The organism is Xylophilus sp. GOD-11R (assembly GCF_033546935.1).
In the GTDB taxonomy this organism is placed as follows: domain Bacteria; phylum Pseudomonadota; class Gammaproteobacteria; order Burkholderiales; family Burkholderiaceae_C; genus Xylophilus.
In genome coordinates, this window is the sequence record NZ_CP137854.1 from 2,700,326 (window position 1) to 2,717,792 (window position 17,467).

The following is a 17,467-nucleotide window of genomic DNA, read 5'->3' on the forward strand; positions in this document are numbered from 1 at the left end:
CGTCTCCCTATATGGATGGCTGCTCATACCGGCACCCTCGGCGTGATCGACACCAGGCCGTTGCGGGTGAGGTTGAAGCGTTGCTTGAACTCGCCTCGCTTCAGGGTGCTGGTGACGCTCTCCACGTAGTACAGGCCGTCGAAGGCCAGGCCCGCGCCGCGCACGCCCACCAGGCCACGCGCCTTGAGAATGCGGCCGTAGCGCAGCACGTCCAGGCTGCCGTCGGCCGACACCGAGTCCTGCGACCTGCCCGCCTCGGCCAGCCCACGCAGCACCGCCTGCATCGGGTTGAGCTTGGCCGTCTCCTTCATCGGCGTGATCCTGGCGATGGGTGTGGGCAGCACGCCCAGCGGCGGCTGCAGCGGGTTGAGAGCGGGGATGGGAATCGGGATCGGCACCCGCGTCATCTGGTTCTGGATGAACACGATGGGCAGCACGCCCTTGGTCGGGTCGAAATGGAAGTCGAGCCGCTCGACGTTGGTGAGCGCGTCCATGTCGAGGTTGAGCGCCGGCTGCGCAATGCCGAGCTTGATCTCCGGCCCGAAGTACGCCACGTTGGTACCGGGCACCGGGCCGGGGTCGATGTAGAAGACATAACCCACCTCGCGGGCGAGCTGGCGGATGTATTCCAGGTCGGTGCCCTTCTGCGCCGGAATCCTGTCGATCGGGATCGGCACGTCGGGAAACAGGATCGGAATCGGCAGCGGCACGATGCCGAAGGGCGCGTACTTGGCGCAGAGCAGCGCCACCCGGGCCTCGATCGGCATGGCGGGAAACGGCAGGCCGCTGAAGTCCTGCATGTCCATCACCTTGCTCACGTCTTCCCCGGTGAGCGTGACCGCGCCGGGCGAGCCCTGGTTGCCGGCCTGCACCTGGATGTCGGTGAGCACGCCGTCGAACAACGGCTGCGGCGTGCCGTCGAGGATCACGACCATCATCACCCGCAGCGCCGGCATGGCCACCGAGGTGCTGTTGCCCGCCACGATGAGAAACAGCGCGTTGAGCTCGGACTTGTTGCTGAACTGGAAGGTCAGCCGAAAGCCGCTGGCCGTGGTGCCCGAGGTGCGCACCTCCACGCTGTCGAGCGCCTCGATCACCACGCGCGGCGCGGGGATCGGCACGATCGGGCCGATCAGCAGGTTGAGCTGGATGCCCTTGGCCAGCCTAGCCATGGTCGCCTCCCGTGGGCGCCGGCACGCCCTGCGGCAGCGTGAGGTCCAGGGTGGCGCCGGGCTCGGCCACCAAAGCCTCGGGGCTCATCGCACCGTTGGCATCGCACAGGCGCCACCAGAGCTGCGGGTCGCCGATATGGCGCGCGGCCAGGTTGTCGAGCCGGTCGCCGGCCACCACCCGCACCGTCTGCAGCACCGCGAACTCCTCGGGTGGTGGCAGGAAGCGCCGGCGCACATAGACCACCGTGCGGCCGTCGGGCTGGCGCAGTTGCGCGGTGGGAATGCCGTAGTAGCGACTGCCCGGCTCGAAGGCCGCGGGCGCCAGGGCGTTGGCCTGCAGGAAGGCGGTTACCGGGTCGGTCGTCATCCGTTGATCCCTCCGATGCCGAGTGCGGCGAAGCTCACGGTCTGCACCTTGCCGGCCATGCGTTCCTTGGTCTGCAGATAGGCCATGTACAGCGCCCCGCCGCGCGAGGAAAAGCCCAGGTCGTCCACCGACAGCACCCGCAGGCCCAGGCTCACCTTGGCGCGGATCGGGTTGAGCAACGGGTCGAAGGCCTCTTCGGTGATGCCGAAATCGGTCACCTTCACCGGCACGATGCGGTTCTTGCCCCACACGAACAGCACCAGCGGCGCCAGCATGGGCGCGATCTCCAGCACGCCGGAGCCGGCCTGGCTGTCGACCCGGGCCAGCTGCGCGGCGCTGGGGTACATGAGCGACTCGAGCAAGGCCAGCTGGGGCTGGATGCCCGAGCCGGCCGCGTCGGGATGCTGCGCCGGGTATTCGAGCTGGTCGGTCGCATCGATGTCGGCCTCGAGCTTGTAGCTCTCCACCGCCGGCCCCTTGAAGCGCACCGGCTCCATGCGGTCGTGCGCCTCGCCGCCGGTGGTCTGTACCTGCAGGCTGCGGGTAAGCATGTCGCTGTTGTATTGCAGCGAGATCACCCGCTGCACCGCCGCGCTGGCCGGGTCGATCAGCACCAGGCCGGCCTTGACGAGCTTGGGACTGCGGGGGTAGGCGCTCATGGCATGGCTTTCTTCGTGGGTTTGAGCGCACCCGCCGGGGGCGTGATCCATTCGCTGTAGCGCCTGGTGGTGCCATAGCGCCGGCCGACCGTGTAGAGCCTCTGCCCGCGCGCGACCTCCACCTGCCAGCGTGCGCCCTTCTGCGCAAGGATGGTCACCTCGACCACGCCTGCGAACGGCACGCCGTCGCTGTCGCGGCCAACATGCAGCAGCCAGTATTTCCGGCCGGCCACGTAAGGCGGCTTGTTGAAGCTCAGGTAACTGTCGCCCGGCAATATCCAGCCGATCGAATCGAGCGTCTTCGCATAAAGCGCGATGTTTTCCTGCTCGCTCCTCGAAGGCTTCGCATTCGGATCGGCCTTGTCGATCTGCTGCGACAGGCCGCCTCCGCCCGCCGGGTCGGCCGCGGGCGCGGTCTCCGGTGCCCCGGTGTCGTCGGCCGGCGTGTCGCCCGCGTCCGCGCCGGGTTTGGCCCGCAGGGTCATGACACCCTGGCGCAGCGTTTCGACGACCTCGTCCTCGGTCTTGCCGACGGCCGAACCCAGGCGGTCCAGCAGTTGGTCGACCTCGGCTTCGCTCAACGGCGGTGTCAGGGATCGGGCCAGGTCCAGCAGCTTCTGCCGCACCGATGCGGTGAACTTCGGCCCGCCCTCGGCAGGCCTCGCCATGCCTTCTACCAATCGCTCCGCCGGCGTCCTGCTGGCGCCGGCCGGCGCGCTTGGCGCCGGGTCGCTTTGGGCCTCGGGTTCGGCCGGCTTCTCCGGGGCTGCGGGCGTGACGGCGCTCCCGGTGGCGGGCGGCGGGCTGTCGCCGCCGGCACCCGGCGCCACGCCGCGGCGCTTGGCCTCGATCGATTTCTTGATCTGCTCCACGGTCAGGTCGCCGTCCGGCAGGGAGCCCTTGGCGTGTTCGGTGACCTGCAGCAGGGTTTCGAGCTCTTCCTCCGAGAACTCGTCGCGGTGTCCGGCGATCAGGCGGGTCAGCTGCTCGGCCTGCGCCCGCTTGGCCTCGTCGAAATTGCCGGACCTGGCGGCCTTCTCCAGCAACGCCTTCAGTTCCGGATCCTTGCGCAAGGCGTCCTTGATGTCGTCGGGCAGGTGTTGCCCCTTGGCGTCCGCGTTTTTCAGCAGGGTTTCGATCGGGTCTTCGCCGTCGAGGCCGACGCTGGCCTCGGCGCCCTTGGCCCACAGCGTCAGCGCGGCCAGCGCGGTGACGGCCACCAATGCCCGCTTCAGGGGCGCCGACAGAATCGCCTTGGGGCCGATCTTCGAAAGCAGCCTCGCCAGCAGGCCCGCAGCGATGACCAGCCCGGCTACCCTGGCCGCTTCAGGCACCGGCTCCATCGGCGGTATTGCCCGGCCGCCCTCCTTCTCGCCGTCCTTCTCGCCCTTCTTGCCATCCTTCTTGCCGTCTTCCGCCTTGGCTCCCTCCTTCTCGCCGGCCGGGCTCTTCTTGTCGGCGGTGACCGGCACGTCTTCCGGCTGAGGAACCTTCTTCTCCTTGCGTTTGCGGCAGGTGCAGCCCCGGCGAGCCACGCTGTACGGCGGCTCGCAGAAGTAGCCGTACAGGCCCGGCCGCATCATGATCACCGCGAGCATTTGCTCCGGGCAGCCGGCAGAGCGAGCCAACTCGTCCGGCATCCGCAGACCCGCCCCCACGGGAATGCGGGTCATCAGTGGCGTCACGGTGGAAAGCGGAAAGGCGGCCTGCACCATCTCGAAATACCAGGCAAGGTCCTTCATGCCCTGAAGTTCGCCATGGGGTGTGGCCGGCTTGATCTCGCCGATCTCCAGGCCGGTGGGCGTGGCCCTTACCAAGTCGAGCCGCCCGTTCTCGTCGCCCGGTGCGGAAAACGCCATTTCGGTCAGCCGACCGAATTGCTGAACGCCACCGAGCAAGGTATCGAACGCCCCCTGCACCACCCCGTGCGCCACGCGGCCCGCGTTCTGCGGTCCCTTGCCCGGGTAGGCGGTGTCGTAGCAGATGCCGCAACCGCCGGCGGCTTCGGTGGTCACCGTGAACCCCTGCACCCGGGCATTGCCCGTGCTCAAGGCCACGCGCGCCGGCTCGCCGCGCATCACCCGCTGCGATGCGTCTTCGGCTTCGCGTTCCATCGGCCCGCCGCTGTCGTCCATCGACAGCCGCTGCAGGCTGCCGCCCGCGCCGCGCTGCTGGACGGTGTGGGCCAGCTCATGGGCCAGCAGGCCCCGGCCGGCTTGGCTCGCGGTGTCGTAGCGGCCACTGCCGAACACCACGTGCTGGCCGACGGTGTAGGCCAGCGCATTCACCGATCGCGCCGACTGCGCCGCCGCCACATCGGTATGCACCCGCACCTGGCCGAAGTCGTGGCCGAAGAGCGGTTCGAAGCGTTCGCGCGCGCCAGCGTCGAGCGGCGATCCGCCGGTCGACAGCACCCGCTGCACACTGGCCGGCACCGGCTGGCCGGTATTGGCTGCACCGCCGGGCTCCGGCCCGCTCGGGCGTCGCTGCAGCACATGCTTTCGACGGCATTCGTCGCATTCGCCTTCGCTGCCGGCGCTGCACTTGCGTTGCAGCAGGCCGGCGCCGATGGCGGGCCGGACGGGTAGCGCCGCCGAGGCAATTTTTTTGGCGCGCGTCGTCGAGGCCAGCAGCGCATGGGTCATGACCGGCCTTTCGGCACGCGGTCGGCCCGCAGCGCCCGCGCCAGGGCGACACCGGTATCGTGCGAAGCGCGACCGGCATCCAGGCGCATGGAAGCGCCCGCGAGCCGGGCCTGGCTGCCGAGCGCCCGCCATTGCGCCAGCGCTTGCGGCTCGGCGAGTTCACGCGCGAGCTCTGCCTGCAGGCCGCGCGCGACCGCCCCCGGGTCGGCCGCCGAAAGACCGGTGAGAACCAGCCGGTCGATATGCACGACGACGCGCCTCATGCCCAGTCCCGCGTTTGTGCGCCGGTCAACGGCTTCTCGCGCTTGGCGGCATCGAGCTGGGCGGCGCGCAGCAGGTGCGACATGCCCACCGGCGTTGCCTTCTCCGCCGCCAGGAACGCCGCCGCCATCACCACGTTGCGGATCGTGCCGCCGGTGACATCGAGGCGCGCCAGACGGCCCCAGTCGATGGCCGAAGTCGGCGTCTGGGGCGGAAAGCTGGCCCGCCAGATCGCCTCGCGCTGCGACTGGTCCGGAAACGAGAACAGTACGACGAAGCGCAGGCGCCGGGTGAAGGCCGGGTCCAGCGCACTGCGGTGGTTGGTGGTGAGCACCGCCAGTCCCTGGAAGGCTTCCATGCGCTGCAGCAGGTAGCCGACCTCGATGTTGGCATAGCGGTCATGGCTGTCCTTGACCTCGCTGCGCTTGCCGAAAAGCGCATCGGCCTCGTCGAAAAGCAACATCGCGCCCAGGTTTTCGGCCGCATCGAACACCTGGCGCAGGTTCTTCTCGGTCTCGCCGATGTATTTGCTGACCACCGCGGACAGGTCGACCCGGTAGAGCGTGAGGTTGAGCGCGTGGGCCAGCACCTCGGCGGCCAGCGTCTTGCCGGTGCCGCTTTCGCCCGCGAAGAGCGCGCTGATGCCCAGGCCGCGTGCACCCTTGGCGCCGAAACCCCATTCGTCGTAGACCGTGTGGCGGTGCCGCATGTGCAGCTCGATCTGCCGCAGCGACTGCATCTGTGCTTCGGGCAGCACCAGCTGGCTCCAGCTTGCGCTGGAATCGATGCGCCGCGCCAGTCCGCCCAGGGTGCCCGGCATGGCGCCTCGACAGGCCGCCCACAGCGCGTCGCCGTCGGGCGGCCCCGATGCCGCCAGGGCGGCGGCCTTGTCGCCGATGGTGCGGGTACTGAACTGGAACTGCGCGGCCGCCGAAGCCACCATGGTGGCGAGCGCCGGCGCGTCGGCGCCCAGCGCCTCCTGCCACAAGGCTCGCCGCTCGCTACGGCTCGGGTGCTCCACCGCGTAGGCCAGCACCGGCCTGAGCGATGCCTCGAACCGATCCCAGTCATGCCCGGCGAAGCTCCACAGAAACACCACGCCGTGCAGGCGTTGCACCGCGTGCAGCGCCGCCGGGGGCGGCAATTCGTCTGCGAAATCGATGAACCAGGCGCCTGCGCCGAGCAGAGCTTCGCGCTCACACAAGACGATGAAGTCGGCCAGCTCCGACGCGGATCCCGGCAGCCGGGTGGAATCGATCGCCCACAGCTGCAGCCCCAGGCGTGCCGCGCATTCGGCAGCGATGTCTTCGCCGCCATGGCGGTCCGGCCCGTACAGATGAACCAGGGGAAGCGGCAGCGGAGAGTCGCGCTGCGACAGGCCCGAAGACAGCGCGTCGCAAACCTCCGCGTGCGCGGGCGCCATCACGTCCGGTGCCGGCACCGGACGCACCAGCGGTTCCAGGCGCGGGTCGAGGTAGTCGACACCGGCCAGTGCGTGCAGCACCCGTTCGTCGATCGACAGCTTCGCCGTCGCCAAGCTTGCGCCTGACTCCACGTCGACGAGCCGCCAGCGGCGCAACGGCCGCCGGGGCGACAAGGCGCTCCAGTGCGGATCGCGCAGATGCTGCAGCGCGAGGCCGAAACTGGCCCATGGCCGGCGCGCGTCGCCGGTGGCTTCGCCGCACAGGGCGGCGAGCCGGGCGTCCATCTCCACGCCGGCGGCCAGCAGCAGCAGGTCGCGTTCGAAGCTGCTGAGGCCGAAGGCTTCGGCCATGGAGTCGATCGCCGAGGGCTGCGACAAGGCCGCCAATTCGGCGCGAACCGCTGCCACCTGCTGGTCGGCTCCGTCGGCGACGTGGGGCGACCCGGGTTCGAGCCGGCCCTTCAACCGGGTGAATTCCGCCACCAGAAGCCGCTGGTTCAGCGCGCTCCAATCGATCAGCCGGTCTGGCGCATTCATGTGATCACCACCCTTTGATTCAGGAATACCGGCGCCAGAGGCGGCTCCCTCGAAAAATCGATGAAGGCACTCTCGATGCCGTCGATGCGCAGGCGCGCGAGATAAGAGCCGGGTTGCGCATGGGGCACGACGAACCCGAGTTCGCCGGTGGGCAAGCCGCTGCCCAGCGGCGCATGCTCGTCCTGGCCGAGCACCAGCAGCGCTGTTTGATCCGCTCGCAGGGCCGGCAGGAACGCGATGGAAAAGGCAGCGTTGCCGTCGCCGTCACGTGGCACCGCCAGCGGCAGGTTCGTGATGCGGGGCGCGAGGGTCATGGCGAGCTGGTTGGTCTCGCGGGCCATGCTCTCGCCGGGCCGCGTCAGCCGCGCGCCGACGCGGTACACGCCCACCGGCAGCGTGCCCGCCAGTTCGGGCGGCAGGGCGAACCGCAGCACGGTGGCGCCGGTGACGTCATCGGCGGTAAGTGCTTCGGCGGCGAGCACCAGGTCGATCTCGAAACGCTCGTTGATCAGCCTCACTTCGCGCGCATTGCCGTCGAGGTGGTGACCCTGCAGCGTCACCACGTCGCCCAGGGCCACGGCCGGCTGGCGGCCGGGTGCGGTCACGGTGGTGAGCATCGGCAGCGGCGGCACCACGCTCGCGCCCACCGCCACGCCCCGGTCGCGGCCGGTGACCGGGTCGACCAGGCCACGGCTGAGCACCGGCAGGCCGGCGCGGCGCGGCAGGCGAGACTCGATCAGCGTGACCGACGCGGTGTAGGCGGCGGTCGGCCGAAAGTGGCTCTGCATCGCGGTCCAGAGCTTGGACATCTCCTCGGTGTTGAGGTAGTGCGGCGTGAGGCGGATCAGCTCGACCTGGTCTTCCAGCGCCGAATCGGCGAGCGCTCGCAGCGCCGGCGGCAAGCCGGTGCCGACATCGGGCGACGGGCTCAGGGCCGTGCGGATCGCGGCGCGGGTGAGCACTGGGGTTTCGTGCAGCAGCTGCATGGCGTAGCCGAGCAGGATCTCGGCATGCAGGTCGCCGCCGCTGTAGACCGACAGCAGGTAGTGCAGGTCCAGCGCCAGCGGCGGGTTGCTCAGGCGCGAGCGGCCCGAGGCGTCGCGCGAGGGCAGGCCTTCGTTGCGCCAGCCGGGGTTGGCGGTGACCTGGTAGAGAAACAGGTTGATCTGCGAGGCTTCGGTGCCGCCGGTGGCGACCACGCGGTCGGGGGCCAGCACGCTGACGTTGACGCTGCTGCCCAGCATGCCGCTGATGTTGTGGTTGATCAGGCCGTCGTTGAGCAGGTCGCGCAGCACGGCCGTGACGCCGGCGATGGCCAGCGCGTTGCTCACGGGCGCCTCCGGCCGGCCAGGTAGGCGTCGAGCGAGACCGGCGGCGCGGCGGCGGTCTTGCGGCGTGGGGCGGCCTGTTCCTGCACCGCGCGGACTTCGATGCGGCCGATGTGGATGTGGACTTCGGCGGTGTCTTCGGCCGTACCGGCGCCCGATGCCGGTGACATGCCGGTCGGCAGGGCGGCGAGCGGGCTCGCGGTTTGCGCTGGGGCTGCCTCGGGCAGCAGGCGCGGCGCAAGCGTCGGCGGCTGCGAGGTCGCCGGGTGCAGCGTGGGTGTGGACGGCCGGGCTGGTCTGGCGATGTCCCTCCGGGGGGCTTCCGATCTCGCCTCGAGGCTGTCGAACGAAGCGGCTGCGGGCGACGGCGCGAAGGCCGGGCGCACGCTGGCGGCGTGGACGCTTTCCGCCCCGCGTGCGGCGCTTGCATCGGGCGCTGCCATCGGCACGGCCGGCAGCGCTTGCGCCGGTAGCAATGCCGGCGGCGCGATCGGCGCGGCCGATGCCGGGCCGATCGCCGAGTCCTTGCGCTGCATGGCCGGCCGGCCCGGCAGCGGCTCCACAACGGGGGCCGGGCCTCCCTCCTCCTCGTCTCCCCTGCGCGCCTCGCCCGCCAGACCCGGCGGCACGGCGGCCACCGCCGGCTCCCACGTGCCGGCGCCGCCGGCATACGCGGCACTGCGGTCCGGCCGCAGCAGCGGCGCAGTGCCGGCCGCGCGGGTCGCGAGTCGGTGCAGCAGGCCTTTCATGTCGACATCGCCATGGCGAGATATCGCGCGCGGCGCGCGGCGCCGAGCGCGAGGATTTCGGATTCGGTCCAGCCATAGGCGCGCGCCAGGGTGTGCACCTCCCACAGCAGCGACTGGGCCCGGGCGTCGATCTCTTCCCAGAGAAAAGCGCCGATGTCGAGCTGCGCGCTATCCCGCGCGCCGCAGGCTTCGCAGCGCAGGTCGAAGCCGATGTCGGCATTGGGATCGAGCGCGTCCAGCGCCGCCTCGCAAGCCGCCAAGCGCTCGTCGTCGAGCGGTTCGTCGACGCCGGCGTGCGGCTGCAGGCAGCGCGCGGCCAGGCGTCGCGCGGCCTGGGCGGTGTCTGCTTCGTCGGCCACGGCTGCCAGGTCACGCAGGCTGGCCGGGCGCAGGCGCATGCCGTCCATGCCGGTGCCGGGCGACAGCGACGACGGCTGCAGCAGCTCGTCGCAGGCCAGGTTCAGTTCGAGCGCCGCGCCGCAATGGCGGCAGTCGGCGCGGCTGCGGATCCGCGCGCCGAAGCTCGCAGCCCGCAATCGCAACAGCGCCTCGGTGACCGCGCCCAGCGGCAGGTCGACGATGGCCGTGGCCGGCAGCTCGGGCCGCGCCCAGGCGCAGAGCAGCGCCGCACGGTCGAGCGGATGCAGGCGCGCGCCTTGCTCCCAGAGCGAGAGCACGCTGTCGGGACCGAGTGCAACCATGGGCCCACCCTTTGTCGCTCGTCAGAGCATGGAAGGAAAGACGATCGGTGCGGCCTCAGGTGGCCGGTTCGGTGTATTTCGGCTCGGACGGCTCGGCCACGTCGTAGTCGCGTTCCCAGCCCTCGTTCTCCAGCTTGAGGTGCTGAATGGCCACGGCGTTGCCGTTGGCGTCGAGGTCGGGCAGCGCCTGGTATTCGGAGACCCAGCAGCGGTAGACCTTGTAGGCGATGGCGAGCTGCCCGGCCTCGTTGAACACCTCGATGATCAGGTCCTTGCGGAAGTCCTTGAGCGACACCTCGGCACCCATGCCCGCGCCGAAGTTCCAGACCTTGTTGGCCCACTTCTCGAATTCGGTGTCGTGGGTCACGCCGCGCTCCAGCGTGATCGCGTCGAACTTGGTGCGGCCCGGCGACTTGCGCGAACTCGACGGGTCGCCGCCCTCGCGGTGCTCGACCAGGTCGGTGGAGCGCTTGAGCGCGCCCACCTTGGAGATGCCGGCCACGTAGCGGCCGTCCCACTTCACCCTGAACTTGAAGTTCTTGTAGGGGTCGAACCGGGTCGCGTTGACGCTGAACTGAGCCATGGTCTCCCTCCCGCTCAAGTTGGAATCTGGCCAGCCATCTGCTGGATCTGGATCACGACGAATTCGGCCGGCTTGAGCGGCGCGAAGCCCACCACGATGTTCAGGATGCCGAGGTTGATGTCGTTCTGCGTGGTGGTCTGGCTGTCGCACTTCACGAAGTACGCATCGCGGGCGCTGGCGCCCTGGAACGCGCCCTGCCGGAACATGCCCTGCATGAAGGCGCCGACGTTGAGCCGCACCTGTGCCCAGAGCGGCTCGTCGTTGGGCTCGAACACCACGCCCTGCGTGCCGCGATAGAGACTTTCTTCCAGGAACAGCGCCAGGCGGCGCACCGGCAGGTACTTGTATTCGTCGGCCGCCACGTCGGCGCCGCGCAGGGTGCGCGCACCCCACACCACCCGGCCATTCACGCCGAAATTGCGCAGGCAGTTGATGCCCAGCGGATTGAGTTGGCCGTTCTCCAGATCGTTCAGGTCGACCTGCAAGGCCTGCACGCCGCCGAGCGCCGCGTCGAGCCCGGCGGGCGCCTTCCACACGCCGCGGGTCACGTCGGTGCGTGCGATGACGCCGGCCACGATGCCGCTGGGCACGAAGGTGTCGACACGGCCGTCGCGCAGCGGATCGACCTGGCGCACGCATGGAAAGTACAGCGCGGCGTTGCGGGCATCGGGCCCCGAAAGGCCGAGGTCGTTGCGGCCGTCGGTGGCGTTTTCGATGGCGCGGTCGATCGATGCGCCCCAGAGCGGATCGGGGTCGACGATGAGCAGCGCGCGCCGCTGCACGCACAGCGCCAGCGCCGGCGCATAGACGCTGGCCGACGTGGCGGTGTAGCTCGACGGCAGGCTGGTGCTGTCGCGCGCCAGCGGCGGAATGCACAGCAGGTTGAACAGGTCGGCACGGTTGAGCGCGTAGAGGCCGGTCTTGGCGCCCGGCTCGCCGATGACGTCGTTGTCGGTCAGCGGCGAGCCGTCCGAGCCCGAGCCGACGTCGGCGTCCAGCCATTCGGCCACGCGCTGCGCACCGGCCCCGGTGACGTTGTTCGGCGGCCGGGCCGCCGGCACCGCGCCCGACACCCGCACCAGCGACGATTCACGCTCCAGCACCCGCGGCAGGTAGCGCGCGTCGCCATCCACGGTGGAGACGGCGTTGAAGGTCTCGACCACGAAGCGATCGACGCCGGGCTTGACCCGGTAGCGCACGGTGAGGTTGAAGCGTGTGCTGCGGGCGACTTCGTCGAGGTCGGGCGAGGAGACCGGCCGCAGCGCGCGGTCGGTGTCGTGGTCCACCATGGCACTGAGCCGGTTGCCCCACTCGCCGGCGCTGGCCGCGGTGAGCACCAGGTCGTCGGACGGACTGCCCTCCCCGCCCAGCCGCAGCGTGGCGGTGGCGGCGTCTTCGGGCACCACCCGCACGATGAGCGCGAGGCTGCCTCCGTTGAGATAGAAATCGCGCACCGCATAGCTCATGGGGCTGGCCGCATCGAGGCCGCCGAAACGGCGTTCGAAGTCGGAGAAGCCGGTGAGCATGGTCGGGTCGTCCGAAGGCCCGGAAGCGGCGCGGCCGACGAAGGCGGTGATGGAAGTCGCGACCCCGGTGATGGTGCGGACCCCACTGGAAACTTCCTGGATGTAGACACCCGGATAGGTCAAGGCGGCTGGCATGGATGCGGTCCTCCTCAGGCGTTGAAAACCCACGAACGACGGTCGCGCACGGCCAGCGGCCACGGGCGTTTCATCGCTCGAACTATCCTCATCGGCACAGGTAACGGAGGCGGCTGGCGACCGGCTTCGATCAGAAGATCCGGGCACTTCCGCCGGGGTGCGGCAGACATTTCGAGCAACGGTCGGAAGCGCTGTTTTCCGGACTGCCCGGCAAAATGTTAACCGCGGTACATTCGTTTCAACCGCTTTCAACTAAGGTAGAAAACCGGAACTTTGAAACAATGTGCTGGCCAATCGGCCGCTGCTGTCAAGCGTCAAGGCGCTCAAAAATGAGAACAACTTGGCACAAATTGTCCGAATCCGGTGCGGATTGCGATTGGTGCCGGCGCTGGCCGTATCGGTCCACGCTCCACGGCATTCCGCGATAGTCAGCAATACCGTGCGTTGATCCCGAGCAGGTCACGCACGGCGTTGGCGCGGCGGCTGCGGATGGCCTGGCACCGGCCGAATTCCTGCTCGTTGGCAGGCATGGTCTTCAGCAGGTCGTCGCTGACGGTGAGGAATGCGGACAGAACCTCGTGGCGTGTACCGGGGACTCGCAGCGAGTCGGTCAGGGCGCGTTCGAGTTCGACGGTGAATCGGTTTTCCAGGCTGGTCAGGGTAGGCATAGAAGATCCGGCAGCTCAGCCGCTCGGCTGGCTCGGTTGATGAACATGCCGGTATTTTCCGACTGCAACGCTCGGGTAATGGCCGGATAAGCGGCCGCCCGCCGAAGGAGATCGCGCGATCGCCTGAATGGTCGGATGCCGCCGGGCTAAATCAGCAGCGGATCATTGGCGACCTGCCGCGGCTGGACATGCGGCAGCACCGTCAGCATCCGTGCCGACACCATGCGGCCGGCCCGCCGCAGCAGATCCATCTGGTTTTCGGAAATGGTGCGCGGCTCGAGGTCGAAGTGGCAGACGCTGCCGATGACCCATTTGCCGGTCGAGTCGAGCACCGGCGCCGCCGTATAGCTGGCGATCACGCCGCGGAACTTGTGCCCGATCAGCCGCCCGTCGGTGGCGGAATCGCGGGTATGGAAAAACCCATTCTGGTAGACGAAGCGGCAGAAGCTGTCCTGGAACGCCACCACCACGAAATCATCGGGCAGTGGCGCACCCCGCTTGTCGATGAAACCCCGGTTGTGGAAGTGTCCGTCCTCCAGGCTGTAGGCCGCGCTGAAACGATGCGCGACCCCGGCGTTCAACAGCCGCAACGCCGCTCCGAGATGACCCCGCATCAGTGCAGCCTGGACAGCCTGATACCGGCCCACGTCCAGGGAACTGCGCGAATAGCTTGCTTGCGGCTTCATCAGGCTCCTTGGAACGCGGCGAACTTAGCGCATACCAACGAAAACGAAGTAAACGCCGAAACCACACCCGGCCACTGCGATGCACACCAGCGTCCAGATGAACCAGGCACGGTCGTAGATGCTGGTCCGCGTCGGCGATGCCAGGTCGTAGAGCCGGTCCAGCGCCTCGTCGCTGATACGCGACGGAGCCCAGCCCTGTGTGTGCTCGAAGCTGGACAGCGGCGGCTCGGCCAACACCGCCTGCCGTGCCGGCGACCTGCTTGCGGGGCTGTTCCAAACAGTTGACATGCGACGAGCCGCGAAGATTGAGCGCGCTGGGGGAAAGGTTGACGGGCTGGGAGTCAGCACCTGTGCGGAATTATCGACAGAGATTCAGTTACGTCCTACACATTTCTTGCCGATTTCATGTCGCGGCCAACAAGCGGGATAGTGTTTTGCCACGCCAAGCGCGGGCGATTCATGTTTGAGGCGGGGTAACCGTCGAAGGTGGATATCGGCGGCCCGGTCGGATCAGGAACAGTCCCGCCAGAAACCCGCTCGCCGTTGTCGCTGCGGCCGTCCGGTGGCGCCAGCTCATCGAATGTTTCGAACCTCTGCGGGCGCTGCCTCAACCGGGTCAGCAGTACTTCGCGGTGATGCCGAGCATGTCGCGTAGCGAATTGGCGCGACGACTGCGGATGGCGAAGCAGGCATCGTGCTCTTCCTTGTTCGACGGAATCTCTTGCAGCAACCGGTCGCTGGCAGTCAGGAACACAGCGAGCACCTCGTGGCGCGTGCCTGGGGTTCGGAGGGATTCGCTAAGCAGCCGCTCGAGTTCAACCGTCATCCGGGACTCCAGCGCTTTCATGCTGGAAACAACGGGCGCGGCGCTTTGGCGGCTGGGAAACGAAGCGATGGACATGTGTCCATTCTCTACCAGCTTGATCGAAAAACAAGGCGATGCCCCGGTGGTGCGACCCGGAAGCAGGCATTGCCACCACGCCGATGCAGCGCAATCGAGATAGTGCTGGCTACCGCGTGATCGTGTAGAGATTCTCTGCCCCTATCGCCCTGAGCTTTGATTTGCTTTTTTTGAAGCCGGCGCGTTGCAAAAAATAGGACAGCCTCTACGGCAGAATTCATCGCCGCAATCGAAGCAAAACCTGTTTGCAAATACTGGAATTTATCTTTTCTTTAAACATAACATGGTTTTCTCTTTGTTCTCATCGGCCACCAAGTAATGCGATTCCGCATCGGTACGATTAATACCGAGTATTGGATCGGATGCCGGACCGATGCCCAGAAAAACGCCGTCGTACCGAGCCTCCAAGAAGCATTCCCGCACCTTGTGCTCACCAGACTTTAGAAAGATTTCAATCAGAGCGGGACCGGCCGCGGGCGACGGCATTCCAGCTTCTGCATGATAGAGACCTTGCCGCCGAGATAATATGAAACACCCGACTGGCCGATCTTTCGCATGCCGTCGAATCAGCGAAGCTCACTGGCAACAAAATCGGCCGCCATCCCATGGCGTTGCTCGAAGCTTCAAGGAATGATGGAAGGCATTACCAGGCTTTTCTGAATCTCTTTCAACCATTTCAGCCAAGTACCGGGAGACGCTGCGGCCGCCAATTAAAAATTGGCGCAAATGAACTTCGCTGTTTGAAATCTGCTCACAATTGTCGCGAACGCAAGACCGTCAGCCATTCCGACGGCACAGCGAAATCGAGTGACCTCGGTCTGAACGCAATTCAGCCGGATTCGCCAGCCAGGCTGGAGCGGGTGAAGGGAATCGAACCCTCGTATGAAGCTTGGGAAGCTGCCGTTCTACCATTGAACTACACCCGCATTCGGCGACTGTCCTGCCAATGAACGAGTCGCGAAGCCTGCGCATTGTATCGGGCTCGAATCGCCGCGCCGGGCCGCGCCGATCAGCACCTCGTGATCTGTACGGCCGTGTCGTAGTAGCTCGCGCCACGGCCGATGTCGGTCAGGCCGTCGGAGGTGACAGCGTTCACGTTCTCGCCATCGCCGGCCTTCTTCAACCACCAGATCGACGGCGCCACCAGCACGCCGGTGCGTGTCTTGTCCCCTACTCTGGCGATGACCTCGAAGGCACCCCGGTCGTTGAAGACACGCACCCGGTCGCCGTCGGCGATGGCCCGGTCGGCGGCGTCGTTGGCGTGGATGTCGACCCAGGGTTCGCCTACGTCGCGGACCAGCGATTCGATCGAGGAAAAGCTCGAGTTCAGGTAGTGCCGGGCCGGCGGCGTCAGCAGCGTGAACGGAAAGCGCGCGGCGAGTTGCGGATCGGCCGCCGCCGATTCGCGCGGCGCGACAAATTCGGGCACGGCACTCCAGCCCTGTCGGGCAGCGCTGGCGCTTTCGAATTCGCATTTGCCCGACGGCGTGGGGAAGTTGCCTTCGGCGAAAGGCGCATAACGCTCCGGCAGGTCCAGGCGCTGCCAGCCCTGGCGGCGCAGGGTGTCGAAATCCAGGTTGGCGTTGACCGGAGCGCTGCGGTCGTAGGCCTCGAAGGCGATTTCCTCGTCGGTCTGGCGCAAGCACGGCTCGTCGAAGCCCATGCGCGCGGCCAGGCGGCGAAACAGCTCGGCGTTGGAACACGCCTCGCCCAGCGGCGCGATCGCCTGCTCGTTGAGCATGGTGTAGAGCGTGCCGTATGGCCGGTGCATGTCGAACTGCTCCAACTGGGTGGTGGCCGGCAGCACGATGTCGGCGTAGTCGCAGGTGTCGGTTGAGAAGATCTCATGCACCACGGTGAACAGGTCGGGCCGCAGCAGGCCGCGCCGCACCAGGCCGTTGTTGGGCGCGATGGCCACCGGGTTGGAGGCGTAGACGAACAGGGCCTTGATCGGCGGATCGTTCAGCTCGGTGAGCGCCTTGCCGATCTGCGCCATGTTGACGGTGCGCGGCGGCGGGTCGGGCAGCAGATGGCGGGCGTCGAGCTTGGCCAGGTCGACCGCGTGCGCGCCGGCGACGTCCATCAGCACGCCGCCGCCGACCTCGCGCCAGGCGCCGGTGAGCGCGGGCAGGCAGGCGATGGCGCGCATGGCGTTACCGCCGCCGGCATGGCGCTGCAGGCCGAAGTTGACACGGATGGCGGAGCGGCGTTCGGCGCCGTATTCGGTCGCGAGCTGTTCGATGTCGGCCACCGACAGGCCGGTGATGCCGGCGACGACCTCGGGCGTGAACCCGGCCGCACGCTCGGCCAGGGCGTCGAAACCCAGGGTGTGGCGATCGATGTAGTCGCGGTCGAGCTTGCCGTCGCGGATCAGCAGGTGCATGAGCCCGAAAGCCAGTGCGCCGTCGGTGCCCGGCAGGGGCGCGAGGTGCCAGTCGGCCTTTTCGGCGGACTGCGAACGGTAGGGATCGATCGCGATCACGCGCGCGCCGTGTCGGCGGGCTTCGGCGATGCGGGTCCACAGATGCAGGTTGGAGGTGATGGGGTTGGTGCCCCACAGCACGATCAACCGCGCTTCGGTGAAATGGACGATGTCGGTGCCGACCTGCGCGCCGATCACGGTGTTGTAGCCGGTGCGGCCGGCCGTAGCGCAGAGCACGCGTTCGGGCAGCGAGGCGCCCAGGCGGTGGAAGAAACGGCGCGGCATGCCGAAGTTGTGGACCAGGCCGAGCGTGCCGGAGTAGGCGTACGGCAGGATCGCCTGTGGATCTTCCGCAGCGATGGCCTTCAGCTTGCCGGCGACGATGTCGAGCGCCTCGTCCCAGCCGATGCGCTCCCAGCTGCCCTGCCCCGGGCCCTTGGCGCCGACGCGGCGCATGGGGTAGAGGATGCGGTCCGGGCTGTAGGTGCGCTCCAGGTAGCGCGAAACCTTGGTGCAGAGCACGCCCTGGGTGGTGGGATGCGCCGGGTCGCCGCGCACCTTCGTGGCCACGCCGTCTTTCACGGTGATCAGCATGGCGCAGGTGTCGGGGCAGTCGTGCGGACAGGTGCCGTGCACCACGCGTTCCGGGGAGCTTGTCGAATCAGGGGTCATGGGGCCTCGCACGCAATCGATGTGCCAGTGTC

16 protein-coding genes and 1 tRNA gene are annotated in these 17,467 nt (G+C 67.9%); all 17 read right to left on the reverse strand.

Annotated features, from left to right (window positions below; genetic code table 11):
• Positions 1 to 23: 23 nt before the first annotated feature.
• Positions 24 to 1,172, reverse strand: coding sequence for a hypothetical protein (locus R9X41_RS12680; protein WP_318630823.1), 1,149 nt, complete (start codon positions 1,170 to 1,172; stop codon positions 24 to 26).
• Positions 1,165 to 1,539, reverse strand: coding sequence for a LysM peptidoglycan-binding domain-containing protein (locus R9X41_RS12685; RefSeq protein WP_318630824.1), 375 nt, complete (start codon positions 1,537 to 1,539; stop codon positions 1,165 to 1,167). Before R9X41_RS12685 ends, R9X41_RS12680 begins: the two co-directional genes overlap by 8 nt.
• Positions 1,536 to 2,198 (reverse strand): hypothetical protein, encoded by a 663-nt coding sequence (locus tag R9X41_RS12690; protein WP_318630825.1) that lies wholly within the window; start codon positions 2,196 to 2,198, stop codon positions 1,536 to 1,538. Before R9X41_RS12690 ends, R9X41_RS12685 begins: the two co-directional genes overlap by 4 nt.
• Positions 2,195 to 4,843, reverse strand: coding sequence for an eCIS core domain-containing protein (locus R9X41_RS12695; RefSeq protein ID WP_318630826.1), 2,649 nt, complete (start codon positions 4,841 to 4,843; stop codon positions 2,195 to 2,197). Before R9X41_RS12695 ends, R9X41_RS12690 begins: the two co-directional genes overlap by 4 nt.
• Positions 4,840 to 5,106 (reverse strand): hypothetical protein, encoded by a 267-nt coding sequence (locus R9X41_RS12700; RefSeq protein WP_318630827.1) that lies wholly within the window; start codon positions 5,104 to 5,106, stop codon positions 4,840 to 4,842. Before R9X41_RS12700 ends, R9X41_RS12695 begins: the two co-directional genes overlap by 4 nt.
• Positions 5,103 to 7,064, reverse strand: a complete 1,962-nt coding sequence (locus tag R9X41_RS12705) for an ATP-binding protein (RefSeq protein ID WP_318630828.1) — start codon at positions 7,062 to 7,064, stop codon at positions 5,103 to 5,105. The genes R9X41_RS12700 and R9X41_RS12705 overlap by 4 nt, the downstream gene beginning before the upstream one ends.
• Positions 7,061 to 8,395, reverse strand: coding sequence for a Pvc16 family protein (locus R9X41_RS12710; RefSeq protein ID WP_318630829.1), 1,335 nt, complete (start codon positions 8,393 to 8,395; stop codon positions 7,061 to 7,063). The genes R9X41_RS12705 and R9X41_RS12710 overlap by 4 nt, the downstream gene beginning before the upstream one ends.
• Positions 8,392 to 9,141 (reverse strand): hypothetical protein, encoded by a 750-nt coding sequence (locus R9X41_RS12715; RefSeq protein WP_318630830.1) that lies wholly within the window; start codon positions 9,139 to 9,141, stop codon positions 8,392 to 8,394. The genes R9X41_RS12710 and R9X41_RS12715 overlap by 4 nt, the downstream gene beginning before the upstream one ends.
• Entirely contained in the window at positions 9,138 to 9,842 is a 705-nt protein-coding gene (locus R9X41_RS12720) for a hypothetical protein (protein ID WP_318630831.1), read from the reverse strand. Before R9X41_RS12720 ends, R9X41_RS12715 begins: the two co-directional genes overlap by 4 nt.
• 55 nt (positions 9,843 to 9,897) lie before the next feature.
• A complete protein-coding gene (locus R9X41_RS12725; protein ID WP_318630832.1) occupies positions 9,898 to 10,425 on the reverse strand; it encodes a phage tail protein in 528 nt (175 codons plus the stop codon).
• 14 nt (positions 10,426 to 10,439) lie between these two features.
• Complete coding sequence (locus R9X41_RS12730; RefSeq protein WP_318630833.1) at positions 10,440 to 12,086, reverse strand: phage tail sheath family protein; 1,647 nt, start codon at positions 12,084 to 12,086, stop codon at positions 10,440 to 10,442.
• Positions 12,087 to 12,514: 428 nt separating this feature from the next.
• Positions 12,515 to 12,754, reverse strand: coding sequence for a hypothetical protein (locus R9X41_RS12735; RefSeq protein ID WP_318630834.1), 240 nt, complete (start codon positions 12,752 to 12,754; stop codon positions 12,515 to 12,517).
• 146 nt (positions 12,755 to 12,900) lie between these two features.
• Positions 12,901 to 13,440 carry a hypothetical protein gene (locus R9X41_RS12740; RefSeq protein ID WP_318630835.1) on the reverse strand — a complete coding sequence of 180 codons (540 nt, stop codon included), beginning with the start codon at positions 13,438 to 13,440 and terminating at the stop codon, positions 12,901 to 12,903.
• Positions 13,441 to 13,464: 24 nt separating this feature from the next.
• Entirely contained in the window at positions 13,465 to 13,674 is a 210-nt protein-coding gene (locus R9X41_RS12745) for a hypothetical protein (RefSeq protein WP_318630836.1), read from the reverse strand.
• Between the two features lie 382 nt (positions 13,675 to 14,056).
• Positions 14,057 to 14,341 (reverse strand): hypothetical protein, encoded by a 285-nt coding sequence (locus tag R9X41_RS12750; protein ID WP_318630837.1) that lies wholly within the window; start codon positions 14,339 to 14,341, stop codon positions 14,057 to 14,059.
• A gap of 852 nt (positions 14,342 to 15,193) precedes the next feature.
• Positions 15,194 to 15,267, reverse strand: a tRNA-Gly gene (locus R9X41_RS12755).
• 83 nt (positions 15,268 to 15,350) lie between these two features.
• Entirely contained in the window at positions 15,351 to 17,435 is a 2,085-nt protein-coding gene (locus tag R9X41_RS12760) for a molybdopterin-containing oxidoreductase family protein (RefSeq protein ID WP_318630838.1), read from the reverse strand.
• Positions 17,436 to 17,467 lie beyond the last annotated feature (32 nt).

Excerpts from the sequence above, each read along its gene's own strand:
- R9X41_RS12680 (WP_318630823.1), bottom strand. The coding sequence starts at position 1,172 with ATGGCTAGGCTGGCCAAGGGCATCCAGCTCAACCTGCTGATCGGCCCG.
- R9X41_RS12685 (WP_318630824.1), bottom strand. The coding sequence starts at position 1,539 with ATGACGACCGACCCGGTAACCGCCTTCCTGCAGGCCAACGCCCTGGCG.
- R9X41_RS12690 (WP_318630825.1), bottom strand. The coding sequence starts at position 2,198 with ATGAGCGCCTACCCCCGCAGTCCCAAGCTCGTCAAGGCCGGCCTGGTG.
- R9X41_RS12695 (WP_318630826.1), bottom strand. The coding sequence starts at position 4,843 with ATGACCCATGCGCTGCTGGCCTCGACGACGCGCGCCAAAAAAATTGCC.
- R9X41_RS12700 (WP_318630827.1), bottom strand. The coding sequence starts at position 5,106 with ATGAGGCGCGTCGTCGTGCATATCGACCGGCTGGTTCTCACCGGTCTT.
- R9X41_RS12705 (WP_318630828.1), bottom strand. The coding sequence starts at position 7,064 with ATGAATGCGCCAGACCGGCTGATCGATTGGAGCGCGCTGAACCAGCGG.
- R9X41_RS12715 (WP_318630830.1), bottom strand. The coding sequence starts at position 9,141 with ATGAAAGGCCTGCTGCACCGACTCGCGACCCGCGCGGCCGGCACTGCG.
- R9X41_RS12720 (WP_318630831.1), bottom strand. The coding sequence starts at position 9,842 with ATGGTTGCACTCGGTCCCGACAGCGTGCTCTCGCTCTGGGAGCAAGGC.
- R9X41_RS12725 (WP_318630832.1), bottom strand. The coding sequence starts at position 10,425 with ATGGCTCAGTTCAGCGTCAACGCGACCCGGTTCGACCCCTACAAGAAC.
- R9X41_RS12730 (WP_318630833.1), bottom strand. The coding sequence starts at position 12,086 with ATGCCAGCCGCCTTGACCTATCCGGGTGTCTACATCCAGGAAGTTTCC.
- R9X41_RS12735 (WP_318630834.1), bottom strand. The coding sequence starts at position 12,754 with ATGCCTACCCTGACCAGCCTGGAAAACCGATTCACCGTCGAACTCGAA.
- R9X41_RS12740 (WP_318630835.1), bottom strand. The coding sequence starts at position 13,440 with ATGAAGCCGCAAGCAAGCTATTCGCGCAGTTCCCTGGACGTGGGCCGG.
- R9X41_RS12750 (WP_318630837.1), bottom strand. The coding sequence starts at position 14,341 with ATGTCCATCGCTTCGTTTCCCAGCCGCCAAAGCGCCGCGCCCGTTGTT.
- R9X41_RS12760 (WP_318630838.1), bottom strand. The coding sequence starts at position 17,435 with ATGACCCCTGATTCGACAAGCTCCCCGGAACGCGTGGTGCACGGCACC.